This window comes from Nostoc sp. C110, assembly GCF_043099725.1.
Lineage (GTDB): Bacteria > Cyanobacteriota > Cyanobacteriia > Cyanobacteriales > Nostocaceae > Nostoc > Nostoc muscorum_A.
The window spans coordinates 39,935-57,205 of sequence record NZ_CP171137.1 but is presented as its reverse complement, the minus strand read 5'-3'; the positions used below and the strand labels follow the sequence as shown (position 1 = coordinate 57,205).

The window sequence follows — 17,271 nt, the reverse complement described above, 5'->3', positions numbered from 1 at the left end:
GCGCCGTCTTGAGAACGGCTGTAAGGCAACGTTACAGCTTTGCAATACAACCAAAATTTTAATTCAATATCAATATTTATCTGTTCTATCTGTCTAGCAGCTTTATCCCAAAGCTTTGCAGAAGTCTCATCTTTCCAATGATTTCTGAGATTTTCTGCTTTTTTATGACTGATCCGTTCTAACATTTCTAGAACTGCGGCTAATGTTAATTGATCAACAATTGCCTCTAAAGACTCCATATATTCTTTTGTCATAACTAACCTCTTGAAGAACAATAAAAGTTAACTTTTTTCTTGGAGAATCGTAAATGTACAATTTTACTGTTGTGCATAACCTAATTATATGGACACGATTAAATACGTTCTCACTGAAAACCAAATGCCAAAAGCTTGGTACAACATCCAAGCTGACTTGCCACAAGCCTTAGCACCAGTTTTAAATCCTGGTACTGGTAAGCCAATTACACCAGATGAATTATTACCTTTGTTTCCATTGGCACTGATTGAGCAAGAAGTTAGCCAACAAAGATGGATTGAAATACCAGATGCTGTCCGCTCTATTTATTGCCAGTGGCGACCAACTCCTCTTTATCGTGCCCGTCGTTTAGAACAAGCTTTAGATACACCTGCCAAAATTTACTACAAATATGAGGGTGTTAGCCCCTCTGGAAGCCACAAACCCAATACTGCGGTCGCCCAAGCATACTACAATAAACAAGCTGGAGTCAAAAAGCTAACTACTGAAACGGGAGCCGGACAGTGGGGATCATCTCTAGCTTTTGCTGGTGCGCTATTCGGTTTAGAAGTCTTAGTTTATATGGTAAAGGTTAGCTACCAGCAAAAGCCTTACCGCCGAGCTTTAATGGAAACCTACGGCGCGAGGGTCGTTGCTAGCCCAAGTACTCAAACCCAAGCCGGACGTAAAATTCTTGCACAAAATCCCAATAGTAATGGCAGTTTGGGGATTGCTATTAGTGAAGCTGTAGAAGTAGCTGCTGCTGATGAACAAACTAAGTATGCTTTAGGTAGTGTTCTCAATCATGTACTGCTACATCAAACTGTGATTGGTCAAGAAGCATTGACTCAATTAGAAATGGCAGGAGATTATCCTGATATTGTTATTGGCTGCACTGGTGGCGGTAGCAACTTTGCCGGAATTGCCTTCCCATTTCTCGGTGCTAAACTGCGAGGAGAACGAGATATACAAGTAATAGCTGTCGAACCTGCTGCTTGTCCATCATTGACTCGTGGAAAATATGCTTACGATTTTGGTGATACTGCCCACTTAACCCCACTTACCAAAATGCATACTTTAGGTAGTAGTTTTGTTCCCGAAGGAATTCATGCTGGAGGCTTGCGCTATCACGGTATGGCTCCCCTTGTTAGCCATATTGTGAATTTGGGATTAGTTGAATCACGTGCTGAATACCAACTCGCTTGCTTTGCTGCTGGATTAACTTTTGCGACTTCTGAAGGAATCTTGCCAGCACCGGAAGCTAATCATGCTGTCAAAGCAACAATTGACGAAGCTCTGCTCTGCAAACAAGAAGGAAGAAGCAAAACTATCCTGTTTAATCTTTGCGGTCATGGACATTTTGATATGCAAGCTTATATCGATTATCAAGCTGGACGGCTTGTTGATACTGAATATAGTGCAGAAGAAGTGGCAATGGCCCTGGCAGGATTACCTGTAGTTGATTCGTGACCCAACAATTCCCTTTTTCTTTGTGACGCTCGAAACAACCATACAGTTTAACCAACAAGCGATTGCTTGAAACAGGCAGTAAACTGATACTATGGCGAAACTAAAGAGAGTGCGATTGCTGTCTCTTATACTCACATAATCCTCACCTTGTCTGTACCGTTCACCCTAATGGATCAGTTGCTGACAGATGCTTGGACTTTCGAGAAAACCCCAACGCCGAACCAGTAGAACTATGGGAACCAGAAGGAGCCATTTATTACAACGGCGAGTTGATTGTGCAACCACAAGAACGGTGGACGCAACAGCAAAAGCTGGAGTTACTTGACTGGCATCCGATGTTTACAGGTAGATGCCCCCGGTGTAGTGCTGAATTTGACCGGGACTGGTCAGCACGGGTGCATTGGGACTGTCAAAATCCAGAGTGCGGATGGATGATACTGTTTAGAGCGTTCATCGCAGACGTTGGCGTAGCCATCGCTCTAACTACTTCCTTGCGCTTAATGCCTGTTGACTTAATTGCATCACAATATTTTGGGGCAATGGGTCTATGACAGCATCAGTAGGCAGTGATTCGATAAAAGCTGTTACCTCTTCCCCAGTTTTATATTTCCCCTCACTCCAAGCATCAGCAATCTGTTTCGCTACCCGGTCAGCATCATCAGGGTTCGCATGGGCGGTAATACATTGAATATCATTACCTGTAAATGATATCCATGTCTGCCAAAGTCCCGTAACTGGATGCTGAACAATCCCTGTGGTCAGTTCATTGTCCTCAAGTACTGCTTTCTTTTTTGGGCCACCGAATCCTTTAAACATTACTTTCTTTAGTAAACGCTATCTTTTCAGAATGCCCAAAATAAATGCAGCGATCGCATTCTTAGCGGGCGGTTACGCCATCGCGCTTTTTTTACATCTGCAATTCAACGACTCACGTTCCCTCTAGCGTTGCCTTGAGAACTGCGAACGCTACAGAGGAAGCAGTGATTGGATTGCTAGTGGCAAAGCAATTCATCTATGGCGCTACTTTTTCTTTAAACTGTTTCCCAGCAGAAAACGCAGGCACTTTGGTCGCCGGAATTGTCATTGGCTCATTCGTTTTAGGATTACGCCCTTCGCGTTCTGAGCGATCGCGCCGCTCAAATGAGCCAAACCCAATCAGCGTTACCTTATCCCCATTAGCTACAGCTTCAGTAACAACTGACAAAAAAGCACTGATGATTTCATCGGCTTGCTTTTTTGTGATGTTGGTCTTTGCTGCTACAGCATCCACTAGTTCACCTTTGTTCATAAATCACCCTGAAGCATTGCAAATAAGAGAAATGTAGCATTAGCATCTCTGATTGGTAAAGGGTAAAAAGAAATGAATTTACATTAATTACTTAAGAATCAATATCAATACAAATCACTGTAACGTATGGATTAATTATTGATTCAGGTACATCAATTGTTAATTCTCCTAACGGATTGGGATTAAGAATAGAATCTATAATTGCACAGCGACTTGTGTAGGTTAGTGCTGTGCCGTCAGCAAGAACAAACACCGATTTTACTCGTTTTATTGGTATACCCCTAACTGATATTGTCTCGTAAGGTTTCATTAATAAGTGTAGATAAATGCGATTTTCCTTACGAGTTGAGGGGCCATAAAATTGCCAGGGTTCTAATCCTGGGGTTGTATCCAGTATACTTTCACAGTGACTCTCCATCCAATCTGCTATATCTTTGAGACGCTCTAACTGCTCAGGAGGAATTTGTCCATTACCCATTGGACTAACATTAAGCAAGAGGTTGCCTCCAATGCCAGCTATTTCGCACATTGTATGAATCAATTGACGAGACGATTTGAAGTTGCAATCATCTGAATTGTATCCCCAACTCTCGTTAATAGTCAGACAGGTTTCCCAAGGATGAGCAGGTGGGTGAGGAGGAATAAACTGCTCAGGAGTTTCAAAGTCTCCACAATTGGGTAGGCGATCGTTAATGAGAATATTCGGTTGTAAATCACGAATCATTTTTGCTAATTTTTGAGCTTGCCATTGCTCTGGAGTGCGTTCCCAACTTCCATCAAACCAAATGATGTCAATTTGACCATAGTTGGTCAATAATTCTCGTATCTGATTGAACATAAATTGGATATATCGCTCCCACTGTTGCGCTGTCGGTTGAGGGAGTTGGTCAAAGCGATAAGGTTTATCTGCCTCTCTCCAAGCCGGATAGTCAGGATGATGCCAGTCACTAAGCGAAAAATAAAGACCAATACGCAATCCTACAGAGCGCATCGCTTCGACATATTCACGTACAATATCTTTTTTGTAAGGTGCAGATGCAATTGAAAAGTCTGATTCTTTGGTATGGAATAGGGCAAAACCATTATGATGCTTGGCTGTTAATATGGCATATTTCATTCCTAGACTTTTTGCTAAATCTGCCCATTCTTGAGGATTGTACTGCTGTGGATTGAAAGTATTAGCTGTGTAGTGATATTTATCAACTGGAATATCTTTGCAAAAAGGTAGGCTGAATACACCCCCAACTAACGGCCAAGATAACTCACATCCCATTTGAGAACTATGTCCCCAATGAATAAACATCCCCAATCGAGCTGTGTCAAACCAGTTATTCATCATGGTGAAATTTGGCAATAATTCTGCAAAAGAGAAGGAGAAATAGCTCCCAAGAGCATCTTAGTACATATACAGGTTTTGGTTGTTATTATTTGTTGGCGGAGGTGAAAATGCGACACCGAATAGCCTTAAAATACTATATTGACTAATCACGCCTTTGAGAGCAATCGCTCCAATTATAGAGACATTTTTACAGCGTTTTTGAGGTCGTGAGCCATCTTAGTGCGATCGCTCCCTATCTGTAAGTCCTAGCCCAATCGAGGAAAATCAGAGGTAGACAGTAGAGAAGCGGATGCCGTCTGCAATACATTGGCTTGTGCTGACTTTTAACCTTTGTAATGCCAACTTCAAGATTATTCATTTTTTGCGTAAAGCACGAAACTTGAGGTGAATAGTATTATATAACGGTATCTACTATGGATAAACCGGGGACAACACTAAAAGTCTCCTATATAATTTACTTCTATCAAAAACTGCTCTGGGTTTTGTCCAGGGCAGTTTTATATTGCACGGTAGAAGCAAGATTTACAAATGCACCTAATGGTGAATGGTAATTGGTATTTGGTTCATCTTGGCTAGGACTGTAAACCGATGCTTGCTTTGAGGAGGCACAATCAAAAAGATCATTCACAACTTTTAGTTCACGTAAGTTAGCCTGCAATTATGATTTTCAGTTCAACTGGTATAGACTGCCATAATTGACAATGGAGTGGTGTCGATTTTTATGTTGGAGCAACAACCGGAAAATTTACAGTTTTATATTAAACAGCTAGCCACAGAAACGTTACAAAAATCAGACCCCTCGGCATGGTTTGAAATTTTATATGCCAAAGCCAAAGGGGACACAGCACAAATTCCTTGGGCTAAGTTAGCTCCTCATCCTTATCTACAAGATTGGTTGACGAATCATGAACCGTTCGCTTCTGGGCAAAAAGCGTTAGTAATTGGTTGTGGCTTGGGAGACGATGCTGAAGCTTTAGTAAATCTGGGGTTTGAAGTAACCGCCTTTGATATTTCACCGACAGCAATCGCTTGGTGCCAAGAGCGATTTCCTAATTCAACTGTCAACTATATAGTTGCAGATTTATTAGCAATTCCCTCACAATGGCATCAAGCTTTTAACTTTGTTTTTGAATGTCGCAATATTCAAGCTTTACCTTTGAATGTTCGTTCTTGGGTTATTTCTTCAGTTACCTCTGTACTTGCTCCTGGTGGAACACTGTTGATGATTACTCGTGTTCGAGACACAGAAGCTGAACCCTCGGGCCCACCTTGGCCATTATCTAACTCAGAATTAGCACAGTTTAAAGATTTAGGGTTATACCAAGTAGAGCAACTTGTGTTTTTAGAGCCTGGGCAAATTGAGGTTAAACAAGTTCGGATTGAATATAGAAGACATAATTCTCTGAGCAAGTAGTAATTAATGCTCGACTTCCTCTGCTGTTATTCAAAGGTCAAGTAATTTGCAACTTCTTTTTGAACCCAAGTCAATGCCAGAATTGTCTAATTGCAGTAACATTACTCCCCAAGAAGCAGTCAAACCAAGAAGCAGTCAAAGTTTCACAGTCGATTCGATAGTTGAATTAATCGATTGTGGCTTTGCAGTGATTGGATTGCTAGTAGTAAAGCAATTCATTTATGGTGCTACTTTTTCTTTAAACTGTTTCCCAGCAGAGAATGCAGGCACTTTGGTCGCTGGAATAGTCATTGGCTCATTGGTTTTCGGATTACGCCCCTCGCTCTTAAAAGCGATGCCGAAGGCGGCAAGCTACGCGTCGCTCGAATCACCCAAACCTATCAAGTAGTTAGCCATTATAGGCGAATACCAAAAATTCAGTGCCTTCATAGATGAACTCTGCCATCTTGCACATACCCATCTTTTGATGTGCCTGAAGTGATGCTTTGTTGTTTGCCTTGATGAACAGTATCCCTTCCCGTTCTGGTAAAAAATCTTTCAATTTAGCAAACATTACCGCAGCAATACCTTGCCCTCGCATAGTTTCATCAACACAGATGGGGCCATATAAGTAAGAATCTTTTGTACCAGCGTAGACTTGTAACATTACCGTTATAATTGGTAAATTAGCAGTTGCCTTTGACCAACTGAGTAAGAATCCTACAACTTGCCCATCTTTGCGGGCTACAATGCCCGGCATTTTAGATATGGTCATCATCACTGCCTCTGGCTCAAGATGACCTAACAACATACCACCATGTTCTGCGTCATTGGCTTGCGCCAACTTGAGAATTCCAGTAACATCGCTGAGGGTGGCACGAGCAATCACGATATCATTGAGACACATATTTGGTTGAAATAAGTGGGGAGATACTCAAAATCAAAGAACAAGTAATCCTTATGCTTTTTTGACTCGGCAGGCAAAACATTTAAATGCCTGCTGTCCTGAGAGATTGTCATAATATTGTTTATCTATCAAGATATTAACTGACTCATAGTAGGGAGTTCCAAACTCTTCTGCCATTTTCTGCCCAGGCCCGAACCAGCCAGGGACAAAAATAGTATCTTCTCGAATTCCTGACCAAACCAATGCAGTGCCAGTGATTGCTCCTCTGGGGCTTTCAACTATGATTTCATCACCATTTTTAATGCCTGCTTTTTTTGCTGCCTCTGGATGGATTTGTACTAAGCGAACACCATTCATTTGCTTGCCTGTATAAGTCCAGTGAGTTACAGAGTGGAAATGAACTACACTCGATCTGCCAGTTATTCCCATCAGTGGGTACTGCTTGTGTACTTTCCCAGAAGAGATTTTTCCTAATTTAATGTTTTGAGTCAGTGCCTGTGGATTCACAGGATTTTTTACCAACTCAGATGTGTATTCAATGGTAGGATGCTTACCTATTACCTCTGGATGGGTATAGAAGCTTGGTAAAGCAGAGTGTCCAGCCTCAGCTAGCCGACTTTGTAATTGGGGAGTATAAATTTCTACTTTTCCACTGGGAGTTAGAAATCGCTTACCAATATTATCAGGGTTAAGAGCTGATGCGGCTTCATACCAAGATGCATGATCTAGGTAAAGTGTGCTGACACCAGGATGATCTACTGTGGGACAAGGCCAACGCAAGGGTTCTGTTCTTTGAGATAGTCTCTGTTGGGTCATACCTCCCATTCCTGGAGTATTCGCTACAAAAGTTGCCCACAGATGACGATAGTCTTTCCAAGAATCAGGAAAGTTGTCCCTCCAGTATTCAGGCGGATTGCGTTTGTCTAATTTCGCTGTGGCGTGTGCTAAATCAATCCAGATATGCCAATCTGGTTTGGACTCACCTACCGGAGTAACCACTTGTTCTTGCCAACGGATTGCTCGATCATCCCGCCGCATATAAACGGTTTCCATTTCAAAACCACTGGTTACGGGCAAAATAATATCAGCATAGTAGGCTGATTCTTCCATAAACAATCCAGTGTAAACATAAAATTCTAATTGCCGATAAGCCTGCTGTACTTTAATTGTGTCTGAACAAGCCAATAAAGGATTCCCCTGAGTAACGATCGCTTTGAGTTGATAAGGTTCACCTGAAATGATCGATTCTGCAAAATAATCTGGCCCGACTGGTAGTGCAATATCTTTGCTAGGTGTTTTACCAATAATCGCTGGCAACTTCAATTCCCCTGGCCAGGTATTGTGCATGAAATTGCAACCACCACCAGGAATACCAATATTGCCTGTAATCGCGGCTAGGAATGTCAAACAACGGTAAGTGTCAAAAGCCCCCAATTGATGAGAAATCCCAGCGTTGCAGAAAATCGCAGCAGGCTTAGTTTTGGCATAAGCCTCAGCTATCGACCTAATTTTTGATGCTGGAACATCCGTCACTTTGGCTGCCCACTCTGGTGTGTAGCTGAAGCTTTTTAGGTGATTTTTCAGTTCGTCAAAACCTAATACCCATCGTTTTACAAAGCCAGTATCGTATAAATTGTTAGTCACAATGTGATAGAGCATTGCCAAAACCAAAGCCAAGTCAGTGTGTGGTTTCGGTGCAATCCACTCATCAGCTTGCGCTCCTGTAGGAGTCAAGCGCGGGTCGATAACTACTAATTTGGCTTTGGTCTGAACACGACTTCTGAGAAGATAGGCAAAGGTTACAGGATGGGTTTCTGCTTGATTCGTACCTAAAAACAGAAAGAATTTGGCAGATCCTAAGTCTTCTTTTTTAGTCGCATCATCGATTCCGTAACCGTTTGTAAAATTACCCAAGCCAAATGTCCATGCCAAAGCATTGCCACCTGCATCGTTGCATACAGGCCCAACATCGGTATTATTAGGACTGCCCAGCATACTAAAATAGCGTCCGACCAGAGAGCCTGTCCCCCGTGGGAGCCTGCCAGAGGTTTTGTTCGCGATCGCTCTAGCTTCACCTGCATCCCTAAGTGCCAAAAACTTGCTAGCTATAATTGAAAGTGCTTCATCCCAAGAAATTGGCTCAAATTTAGAATTGCTGTCACCTTTGTTTCCACTAACCCGCTTCATTGGGCTTTTCAAGCGAAAACGATTGTAGACTAGCTGGGTCATCATTGGCCCCTTAATACAAAAGCCACCAGCCTGTACTGGGTCATTTGGTTCACCTAACACATCTATGATGCGTCCGTCTTTGAGATGAACTTTCAATCGGCACAAAGAATTGCAGAATTGACAAGCACTATTTACAATGTTGTCTGGCTCTAGGGCAGCCGATTTCTGAATAAAATCAAATTCAGTACTTTGGAGAGGGATTGCCTGATCCTGTCCAGGACTTGCAGCATCTGCCACTTCTTTTTTTAGTAACTCTGCTGCACTTAAAGCTGCTGTACTAATAGCCGCCCCTTGGAGAAAACCACGCCGTGAGGTCTTTTTTCTGCCTTTTGATGTCATGGAGATGCTCTGTCTACAATCGCACTGATTACAGCATTTCACAAATGTAGGTGAGTTTAGCTACCTCTGATTATAGATATTACATATTTGAATAACTCAATATAATAATATTGTGCGTTTTTCAATCCACATCTATTGCTTTGGCTGTGTTATGCCCTGGTGATGACTAGTAGTTCGCTTTCCCCAAAATTGCAACGCTATTTTAAAATTCCCAAAAATCAGCAGCGATCGCAGTATATAAGCGCAATGCTTCAATTCAGCACGGCTTTTTGCCAAGCTATATAGTCTTTACCGTCCTGTTTCACCTATTTGATCTGCATCGTCTGCTACTCCATTGCGAAAGCGTACTTCTAAGCCGTGTTCTGGGTCCCAGTCACACTCAGCTATCAACTTAAAGGTAGCAATATCTAGGTCATACTCCACATAGATATATGAGAAAGTGACCTGATCCCAGACCTGAATCGGATTAGCCAACACAGGCATTGACTCATCTCCAATCATGTCACGATATACATTATAATTTTGCAGCACCAGAGGAGCAGTAATGCGTAACACATCGGGTGGCAAGGCTAAAGCCTGCCGAATAGCTTCACGCTGAAGCAATGAAAGTTCCCCAATCTGCCCCTGTTCAAAATCCACACAAATCGGTACACGGCGATCGCCCAAAACAGCACATTGTGCTAAAGTCCAGTAGTTATCTTCCAATGTCATCTGTCCAAACTCAGCATCATAACAACTTCTTGGGGATTCCATCATCTTCAGATATTACCTTTATTCTGGGTTTCCCTAGCAACTCTAAAAACTAGTAAAAATTTTACTTTGAAATTAGTTGTACTTTTTGAGCGAGAATATCGATAGTAAAGTTAAGTTCTGTATCCATAACCAGCTTCTCCTTTTAGGAGTTCCCATTCACCCAAAATAGCGCAAATGCAGTTATTTAATTTGCCAAATATGTATAATGCTATCTTCATTGCTACTAACGAGGGTTTTACCATCCAAACTTAAAGCAAGCCCTAAAACAGAACTGGAACCATCTTGAAAGGTATGCAACGGCTTTAAAGTTTCTAAGCTCCACAGTTTAATACTGCCATCATAATTGCCGCAAATCAGAATTTTTCCATCGGGGCTAATAGCAAGAGATTCAACTGAATTAAAATTATCAGTAAACTCATGCAGCAGTTTTCCAGTTTGAAGATTCCATAATTTCAGAGTACTAATTGCACGATTTCGAGAAACTAGCTGACCAAAACTACCACTAACAAGCTTTTTGCTATTTGGAGTAATGGCAATAGCATCAACTCCAGTTTTGTGTCCTTTGAGAATATAGCGTGTTTTTTTAGTTTGCAAATCAATCAGCCTAATTGTATTATCATCGCCACCCCCAGCACTTACAAGGGTTTGCATATCAGGGCTAAATGCAACTTTACTCACGAATCCTGAGTGTCCAGTAATGGTATCAAGCAACTTAAGCGTGTGTAAATCCCAAAGCTTGATTGTGCCATCGTCACTGCCACTAGCAATAAATCTACCATCTGAACTAATTGCAACGGTTTCTATCGGTTGGGTATGCCCACTGTCGCTCTTTAGCATAAGGAAAGTGCGTAAATCCCAAACCTTCATTGTTGGGGTGCTTATCCCACCAATTACAATTCTCTTGCCATCTGGACTAATCGCAATTGAAGTAACACCATCTGAGTGAGCGTCTAAACTACGCAACAATTTCCCAGTACGTAAATTCCAGAATTTAATTCTATCATCTCTACCTGCACTAATCAGGGTTTCCCCCGAAGAGCTAATCGCAACGGCTCGAACACCAAAAGTCACTTTTTTATGCCCAGTCAGTGTGTGAACAAGTTGAATCTGTAGTTGGGACTGAGTAATTGTACTCTTGCCTATGGGAAGATTTGAACTAGAAGAATGTACATCAATACCAGTGATGTTTACTGCAATTGCTAAAACTATAATGACTGGTCTGGATTTGAGAAAATGCAATAATTTCATGGTGCCAAGGAACGCAATTACATAACATAGTTCCCATTGGATGGGACGCGATCGCTTATAAATAGAGCAAATCAAATCTTAGTTAATCAATTGGTTCTTTGGTGCAATGTAGATAATTTGAATTAACCCATCCTGACAAACCATTAATTCTAGTATTGGGCCCTTGAACGACACTTACATAAGCCCAGATACCCTCTTGTTTCTTCAACAAAACATTATTGCCATTATCAAGACCTGCCCTAGATTGTCCATTCGGGCTATCACGAAGTGCCAGTTGCCCAGATGTAATATTCACTACATCACAATAAGTTACACCCTTGAGAGTTCCTACATTTTCAGTTGTCTCTACTAGTTGACGGCGTAATATCTGCTTATCTTTGTTGTAAATATTCAAATACATTCCTTCATTGGCATTTTCACGCCAGGAAACTGAATAAGTATAATCGCCATTTTCCCAGGTAATACCCCGATAACCATTATCACGCCAAGATGTTCCATTTTCTAAATTTATACATTTCCCCTGAGCATCACAACCTCTGTAGGTTTTGCCATTTTCTCCATCATCCAAAGTAATTGTAAATTCTCCAGCAAGGTAAGTCTCCGCTTTTGCATGAGTAGCAGTTACTCCAATAAAGAAAACAGTCAAAATTGCAGTCAAAAACAATCCTTTTATGCGTTTAATCATATTTACCTCTAGAATTTTCTAAAAATCAGAAAAACTTTTCAAAGTTAGTATTTATCTTGTAATCTGGTAGGTTTTTTCTCTTAATTAAGCGGGTGATTACATCTTTAATAGTATTTTATTTATCAAAGTATGAAATTTATCCATTTTCAATAATGGGATTATAAATAAAACGTAAAAACTAGATAATACTAATAACACTATAAAAACTATTTAAATGAACAAAATATTACAATTTAATTCCCAAACAGGTTACTTATACTTGTCCTTGAATAATTTGAGTTAATTCACTGCGGCTGCGATTTGCTTCTGACCAAAAAGCTACACCAAATATAATCAGCATCAACATCGGCATCCCTACAAATATTGCAGCCATTTGATGAGGCATAGCACCTGTTAAGGTTATAGGAACGACTGCACCATACCAGGATAAAAACCAGAATCCTAAAAATGCCATCACAAAAGGATGTATCCTCATTTGTACATGAATCAAGGTTTGGTGAGATTCTACTTCAAAGCGTCCTCGAATCACTGGTAAAAATGAGTTCCGGTAGTGAATTATGCGACTGATTTGAAACCCTGATTCCGAAATGCTTCCTTGATAAGGGAGGTGTTTCTTAGAGAATCTAAATGCTTTTGTCGGTTCAACTTGTGCATTCAGCCGTTGCAGAACTATAGGCAATTCATCAGGTGTCAAAATCGTAAAGCTATTGTCGGGTAATACTTTCATGTTGATTGAGGTTGCTGACTGAGAATAAAACCTCGATAATTTGTAATATGAATCCTCTTAGTTTATTCAACACAGGGTCTTAGAGCTTGTCAAGTAACAACCTTGCCTCTTTTGAGCTAGAAATGCTTTCTCAGAAAGCTTTCCAGATAATAAATTGTAAAAGTTGTTTCTTGACAGGCTCTTACTTTAAGTTTTCCCTCAGCAGTAGCTTTTCTAACACAAAAGCTCCCAAACCCAATCTTCACGCCAGATTTCCCACCAGCACGCCACTCATCACTCCAATAGCCTATACATCAGCAGGGCTTTCGGCAATACTCGTGAGAATCGATTGCTCTTAGGTGATGGACTACCCTTTGCCCAAGAGAGCGATGCACTTCTACAGTTAAAGAAATAATTGCAAATCAAAACTCTTTTATTTGTCGCGGATCTTCATCCGGTGGATGCCAACCACCTTTAAGCCAAAGACGACGAGCTTTGACAATAGAGCCTTCATTATGACGTTGATCATTGAGGTCTAAACGATTACTTGTAGCTCGTCCTACAGAACTAATTCCAATAATTTTTAGACCATCTGCTGACCAAATAAAGTGGTCTGACCACTTTTCCTGACGTGGATTAAATAGAGGTAGCATCTGTCCTGTATCTGGATCAATTCCAGTGGTGAAATTATAGCGATATCCGTTACAACGCTGACAAGCTAACGCCAGGTTATCAGGGTCATCCGAACCCTTAAGAGATTGGGGTACAATATGGTCAATAGAAAATAGAGCAGCACTTGCTTCTTCTGAAGAATGACAGTATTCACAAAGAAATTTTGCTCTTTGTCTGACTAATTTTTTGGTTGCATCATTAACTGTCATGATTCAGAAATGATTTTGGCATTAAGCAAGGTAAAAATTCTATCTAGTTCCAATATGCCTGCCAATTCAGCATCTTCTTCTGTGGTTAGCAATCCAGCTTTCTTTTTCTCAGATAATTCTTCGAGTCGAGACTGTAATTCTTCAGTAAATTTAAACAAATGTATGTCCCTAACTTTACTGAGTTTGATTCCAGAATCTACCCAGAATGAGGGTTGAACCATCATTTGAGTAATCATAAGCTGTATGTCTCGTTTAATTTAGCGGACTGGTGGTATTTTAACAGTGAATCTTCCTTAACTGCTTTAGTTTGAATGTCAGTTGATAAAAGGTAAGCAATTAATGTAAGATTACGTACCTCTGTAATGCAAGTAGACTTGTCTTTTTCTCCAAAGCATCTATTTAAATTCGCGGTTGCCGTCTGTAACAAGCTAGCTGATGCTGACCTCTATCCTTTGTAATGCCAACTTTAAGACTATTCGTTTTTTGCGTAAAGCACGAGACTTGATCCTAAATCCTAAATCCTAAATCACCTCTTTGTTCTCACCGTCAAAACCTGTGGTGGCGTAGAATCTGGAGGATACAAAAAGTCTATCTGTACTTGTCGCTTTTCACTCGACAATATCTTCAGTGTCACCAATGGTTCGCCCCTTTGTCCCCGACGCTGTACCAAATGCACATAGCGCGTCTTTTCCACACCATTATCATCGATGTAACGAACCCGCACCGTTCCCCGAAAGAATATTTGTTCTACACCTGGTTTTAAAAATAGCAGTCTATCTGTTCCCCCTTCATCCTTCACAGGAGTCTGTATTGACACAGTTATAGTCTGGGTTTCATTCGTAATATTTCTTAGAGGCAAAGTTAGATTGTACTCAACACCATAGTTACTGTGAGCAAAGTAGGCCGTATCAGGATAACGTTTTAACATTGCTGCACTTTGAATTTGTCCAGTGCTAAGAGTAATTAAATGTACAGTTCCCAAAGGATAGGAAAACGCCTTTCCTGGTGAGGGTATTGTTAACTCGGAAACATTGGAATTGTCCGTAATTTGTGTTTTCCATTGCGTTCCTTGAGATACACCAGCGACGCGACTAAATACTGTTGGTTCTCTAGGAGGGTCAAGAGGTGTTGGAATGGGGTCACGCTTTCCTGCTAAACTACCTGTATCCAAAAGCTCTTGCCACTCGCCTAAAGTAGGTGAAATATTACTATTTTTGACTAAATTTGCGATATAAACTGGACTACTACTTGTCAAGCGCATCATCGTAGTACGACCATTAGAAGAAGGAGCCTGTACCGGTATTGGTAAATTTGCTAGGATTTGAGTTTCTTTTGGTTCTATCACCAGCTTTTCGGGAAAAATCTCTTGCCGAACTCCCCGCAGTACATCATTCATTGTGCGATCGCCTGGCCCAGAGTAAACTGTACCTTGGGGATTTTCAACCATATCAGCTAAAGCAATAAATTGTGCTTCTTTGGTAAGGTAACTAGCTGCTTGTAATACTTGCACTATCACAGGTTCATTTCCCGGATTATGTACAATTATCCCTTGGTATACAGTGCGGCTTTGGGCTGGTGTTTCTGCCCTGACGATATGATGAGCAAATATGTCAAATCTGCCTTCAAAGGGATAATTTAAATGTGCTTCATGTACTTGTTTCCCATCTAGGGGAAAAGTTGATAGTAAAATTCCTTCAGTTGTCACCAGTTCAGGACTATTACTGTTGAAGGTGGGAATAATATCAAGTTTTCCTGGTAAAGGACGTATTTCTTGGCTGTCTACTTCGACTCCAGCAATATATTGTGGGGGAACCGTGTAAATATTTAGCGCCCGACACATTAAAGCCGCAACTTCCCCTCTAGTCGCGCTTTGTAGTGGTTTTAGCTGTTTGACATTGGGATAATTGACAACAATACTATTAATCGTGGCTGATGCGATCGCATTTTGGGCATAGTTAGGTATTTGCCCCGCATCGTTAAAATATTCTTGTAATGTCTGCATTGGGCTAGGTAAAGGGCTGTAATTTTTCCCCCCAGCTACAACACCAATGATTTGGGCACGAGGAATTGGTTGGTTTGGCTGGAAAATCCCACCAGGATAACCAGAAAAAAATCCTTTTTGGTAAGCGGTAGAAATTGCTTTATTTGCCCAATAATCAGCAGGTACATCTTTAAAAGACGCAGATGTACGTTTCACTGGTGAATCAGGAAAAGCATTTAGCATTAACACTGCTGCTTGGGCGCGTGTCACTGTTGTTTGTGGGCGAAAACTACCATCAGGGTAGCCTGTAATTAGTTTACGCTCTTTTAGTTGTTGGATACAATGTTTTGCCCAATAGCTTTCGGTGTCGGAAAATGCTAGGGCGTTGGGGGTTGATAGAGTTAAGAGAAATACGACTAATAAAGTTTTTTTCAAGAGCATTGAGCATTAGTAAACAAATTATAATGAACAGAAACCAGAAAGCTAATACATCATCTCCCAATATTTATATCTACGTTGCTACTCTCGTCGTGTAATCTTGTAATTTGTAGCCTTTAGCTGACGAATTACAGTTTTATCTGCCAAACTTTAACAGATTTATCACCACTACCGCTATATAAAATTTTGCCATCACTACTTATTGCCAGTCCATAAATTCCACCTGCGTGTCCGGTAAGCTCCATGACTGATTTCCCTGTTTTGATGTCGCGTAATATGATTTCTCTGCCTAAACCACCAGCAATAAATGTCTTGCTATCGGGACTTATAATTAACGCATCGATACTCGTACCCAACGATAAATCATGAACTAGCTTTCCTGTTGTCAAGTCCCAAGCTTTGAAACTTTTACCATCTGTGCTTCTAACTCCACCAGATTGAAAACTATCGTCGTATCCACCACACAAGAGCATTTTCCCATCATTACTAACAGCAAGCGTAATCGGGGCTGATGCACGCTCGCCCCCGATGATTAGGTCTTCTTTTTTGGGCAGTGGTGGGGTAAAGCTGCCTATTTGTTTACCTGTTACCAGACTCCAAACCCGAATTCTTCCCCCATTTTCACCTCCGCTTAAGAGAGTTTTACCATCAGGAGTAATTGCAAGTGCTGTTGTTCCTGCTTTGAGTATCCGGTCGATTTTTCGAGTTTTGAGATTCCGAAATTTGATAGTGTTATCGCCGCTACCACTGATTAAAGTTTGTCCGTCTAGGGTCAACAACATTGCTTTCACCCCTGTTTTTTCTGAAATCGTGCGAACTTCTGAGCCTGTTTGCGTATTCCAAAATTTGATAGTGTTATCGAAACTGGTACTAATTAAAGTTTGCTCATCTGGAGTAAATACTATTGATTTAATGCCCTCATGGTGTCCAGTTAAAGTGTGAAGCAATGCACCTGTAGTAGCATTCCAAAGCTTGATTGTTTTATCATCGCTACCACTAGCAAGAACTTGACCGCTAGGAGAAAGGGTTAATGCACGCACAGGTGCAGTATGTCCTGATAAAGTTAGTTTCAACCGCTTTGGTTGTTCAGTATTTGTGGGAGTATTAAGTGTATTTGCTATAACCGGAACATTGGCAATCATACTAAAGGGTATAGGCAGGAAAAAACTAAGTAAAGTTAGGGTTTTAAATAGGATGGGTAATTTCATGGTGATCTTGTTGAAACTGTAAGGAGTCAAGTTAATAAACCTTGTTTTCTAATGTCACTAGCAAATCTTTTCTTTGTTCCCTACTATTAATTCAATGAGCCTACTTTCTATTCCAGAAAAATTGACAGTTTTCTAGTTTCCTGTTCTTAATCGAGGTATAAGTAAGTCGGCG

At 40.9% G+C, this 17,271-nt stretch carries 17 protein-coding genes and 2 pseudogenes; 3 read left to right on the top strand and 16 right to left on the bottom strand.

Annotated features, from left to right (window positions below):
- Positions 1-65 precede the first annotated feature (65 nt).
- Positions 66-254, bottom strand: a pseudogene (locus ACFFRD_RS00255) (hypothetical protein); the annotation flags it as partial.
- Between the two features lie 88 nt (positions 255-342).
- Here ACFFRD_RS00255 and ACFFRD_RS00250 point away from each other — a divergent pair.
- Both ACFFRD_RS00250 and ACFFRD_RS00245 read left to right on the top strand, forming a co-directional pair.
- The gene (locus tag ACFFRD_RS00250) at positions 343-1,704 is read left to right on the top strand and encodes a TrpB-like pyridoxal phosphate-dependent enzyme (RefSeq protein WP_392476060.1); all 1,362 of its coding nucleotides are present in this window, start codon (positions 343-345) and stop codon (positions 1,702-1,704) included.
- 191 nt (positions 1,705-1,895) lie between these two features.
- Positions 1,896-2,255, top strand: a complete 360-nt coding sequence (locus tag ACFFRD_RS00245) for a hypothetical protein (RefSeq protein ID WP_392476059.1) — start codon at positions 1,896-1,898, stop codon at positions 2,253-2,255.
- On the opposite strand, the gene ACFFRD_RS00240 is transcribed toward ACFFRD_RS00245, so the two are convergent.
- The 4 genes from ACFFRD_RS00240 to ACFFRD_RS00225 all read right to left on the bottom strand — a co-directional run bounded on the left by ACFFRD_RS00240 (position 2,188) and on the right by ACFFRD_RS00225 (position 4,959).
- Positions 2,188-2,520: a hypothetical protein gene (locus tag ACFFRD_RS00240; protein WP_392476058.1), complete on the bottom strand. Its 333-nt coding sequence runs from the start codon at positions 2,518-2,520 to the stop codon at positions 2,188-2,190. The two genes, ACFFRD_RS00245 and ACFFRD_RS00240, sit on opposite strands and share 68 nt — an antisense overlap.
- A gap of 196 nt (positions 2,521-2,716) precedes the next feature.
- On the bottom strand, positions 2,717-2,992 hold the full coding sequence (locus ACFFRD_RS00235; RefSeq protein WP_392476057.1) for an HU family DNA-binding protein: 276 nt from the start codon (positions 2,990-2,992) through the stop codon (positions 2,717-2,719).
- A gap of 91 nt (positions 2,993-3,083) precedes the next feature.
- Positions 3,084-4,331, bottom strand: a complete 1,248-nt coding sequence (locus ACFFRD_RS00230) for an alpha-L-fucosidase (protein WP_392476056.1) — start codon at positions 4,329-4,331, stop codon at positions 3,084-3,086.
- A gap of 463 nt (positions 4,332-4,794) precedes the next feature.
- The gene (locus tag ACFFRD_RS00225) at positions 4,795-4,959 is read right to left on the bottom strand and encodes a hypothetical protein (protein ID WP_392476055.1); all 165 of its coding nucleotides are present in this window, start codon (positions 4,957-4,959) and stop codon (positions 4,795-4,797) included.
- A gap of 93 nt (positions 4,960-5,052) precedes the next feature.
- On the opposite strand from ACFFRD_RS00225, the gene ACFFRD_RS00220 reads away from it, so the two are divergent.
- Entirely contained in the window at positions 5,053-5,745 is a 693-nt protein-coding gene (locus ACFFRD_RS00220) for a class I SAM-dependent methyltransferase (protein ID WP_392476161.1), read from the top strand.
- 219 nt (positions 5,746-5,964) lie between these two features.
- Here ACFFRD_RS00220 and ACFFRD_RS00215 read toward each other — a convergent pair.
- From ACFFRD_RS00215 to ACFFRD_RS00165, 11 genes and pseudogenes are all read right to left on the bottom strand, one after another.
- Positions 5,965-6,066 (bottom strand): annotated as a pseudogene (locus tag ACFFRD_RS00215) (HU family DNA-binding protein); the annotation flags it as partial.
- 67 nt (positions 6,067-6,133) lie between these two features.
- The gene (locus ACFFRD_RS00210; protein WP_392476054.1) at positions 6,134-6,631 is read right to left on the bottom strand and encodes a GNAT family N-acetyltransferase; all 498 of its coding nucleotides are present in this window, start codon (positions 6,629-6,631) and stop codon (positions 6,134-6,136) included.
- 51 nt (positions 6,632-6,682) lie between these two features.
- Positions 6,683-9,199 (bottom strand): molybdopterin-dependent oxidoreductase, encoded by a 2,517-nt coding sequence (locus tag ACFFRD_RS00205; protein ID WP_392476053.1) that lies wholly within the window; start codon positions 9,197-9,199, stop codon positions 6,683-6,685.
- 288 nt (positions 9,200-9,487) lie between these two features.
- Positions 9,488-9,955: a DUF6985 domain-containing protein gene (locus tag ACFFRD_RS00200; RefSeq protein WP_392476052.1), complete on the bottom strand. Its 468-nt coding sequence runs from the start codon at positions 9,953-9,955 to the stop codon at positions 9,488-9,490.
- Positions 9,956-10,132: 177 nt separating this feature from the next.
- On the bottom strand, positions 10,133-11,200 hold the full coding sequence (locus ACFFRD_RS00195) for a WD40 repeat domain-containing protein (protein ID WP_392476051.1): 1,068 nt from the start codon (positions 11,198-11,200) through the stop codon (positions 10,133-10,135).
- Positions 11,201-11,282: 82 nt separating this feature from the next.
- Complete coding sequence (locus ACFFRD_RS00190; protein ID WP_392476050.1) at positions 11,283-11,885, bottom strand: hypothetical protein; 603 nt, start codon at positions 11,883-11,885, stop codon at positions 11,283-11,285.
- A gap of 253 nt (positions 11,886-12,138) precedes the next feature.
- Positions 12,139-12,612, bottom strand: coding sequence for a hypothetical protein (locus ACFFRD_RS00185; RefSeq protein WP_392476049.1), 474 nt, complete (start codon positions 12,610-12,612; stop codon positions 12,139-12,141).
- A 401-nt stretch (positions 12,613-13,013) separates the two neighbouring features.
- Complete coding sequence (locus ACFFRD_RS00180) at positions 13,014-13,472, bottom strand: HNH endonuclease (RefSeq protein WP_392476048.1); 459 nt, start codon at positions 13,470-13,472, stop codon at positions 13,014-13,016.
- Entirely contained in the window at positions 13,469-13,708 is a 240-nt protein-coding gene (locus tag ACFFRD_RS00175; RefSeq protein ID WP_163939136.1) for a hypothetical protein, read from the bottom strand. Before ACFFRD_RS00175 ends, ACFFRD_RS00180 begins: the two co-directional genes overlap by 4 nt.
- Positions 13,709-13,998: 290 nt before the next feature.
- Positions 13,999-15,894 (bottom strand): DUF3370 family protein, encoded by a 1,896-nt coding sequence (locus ACFFRD_RS00170; RefSeq protein WP_392476047.1) that lies wholly within the window; start codon positions 15,892-15,894, stop codon positions 13,999-14,001.
- 125 nt (positions 15,895-16,019) lie between these two features.
- Positions 16,020-17,099: a WD40 repeat domain-containing protein gene (locus tag ACFFRD_RS00165; protein WP_392476046.1), complete on the bottom strand. Its 1,080-nt coding sequence runs from the start codon at positions 17,097-17,099 to the stop codon at positions 16,020-16,022.
- Positions 17,100-17,271 lie beyond the last annotated feature (172 nt).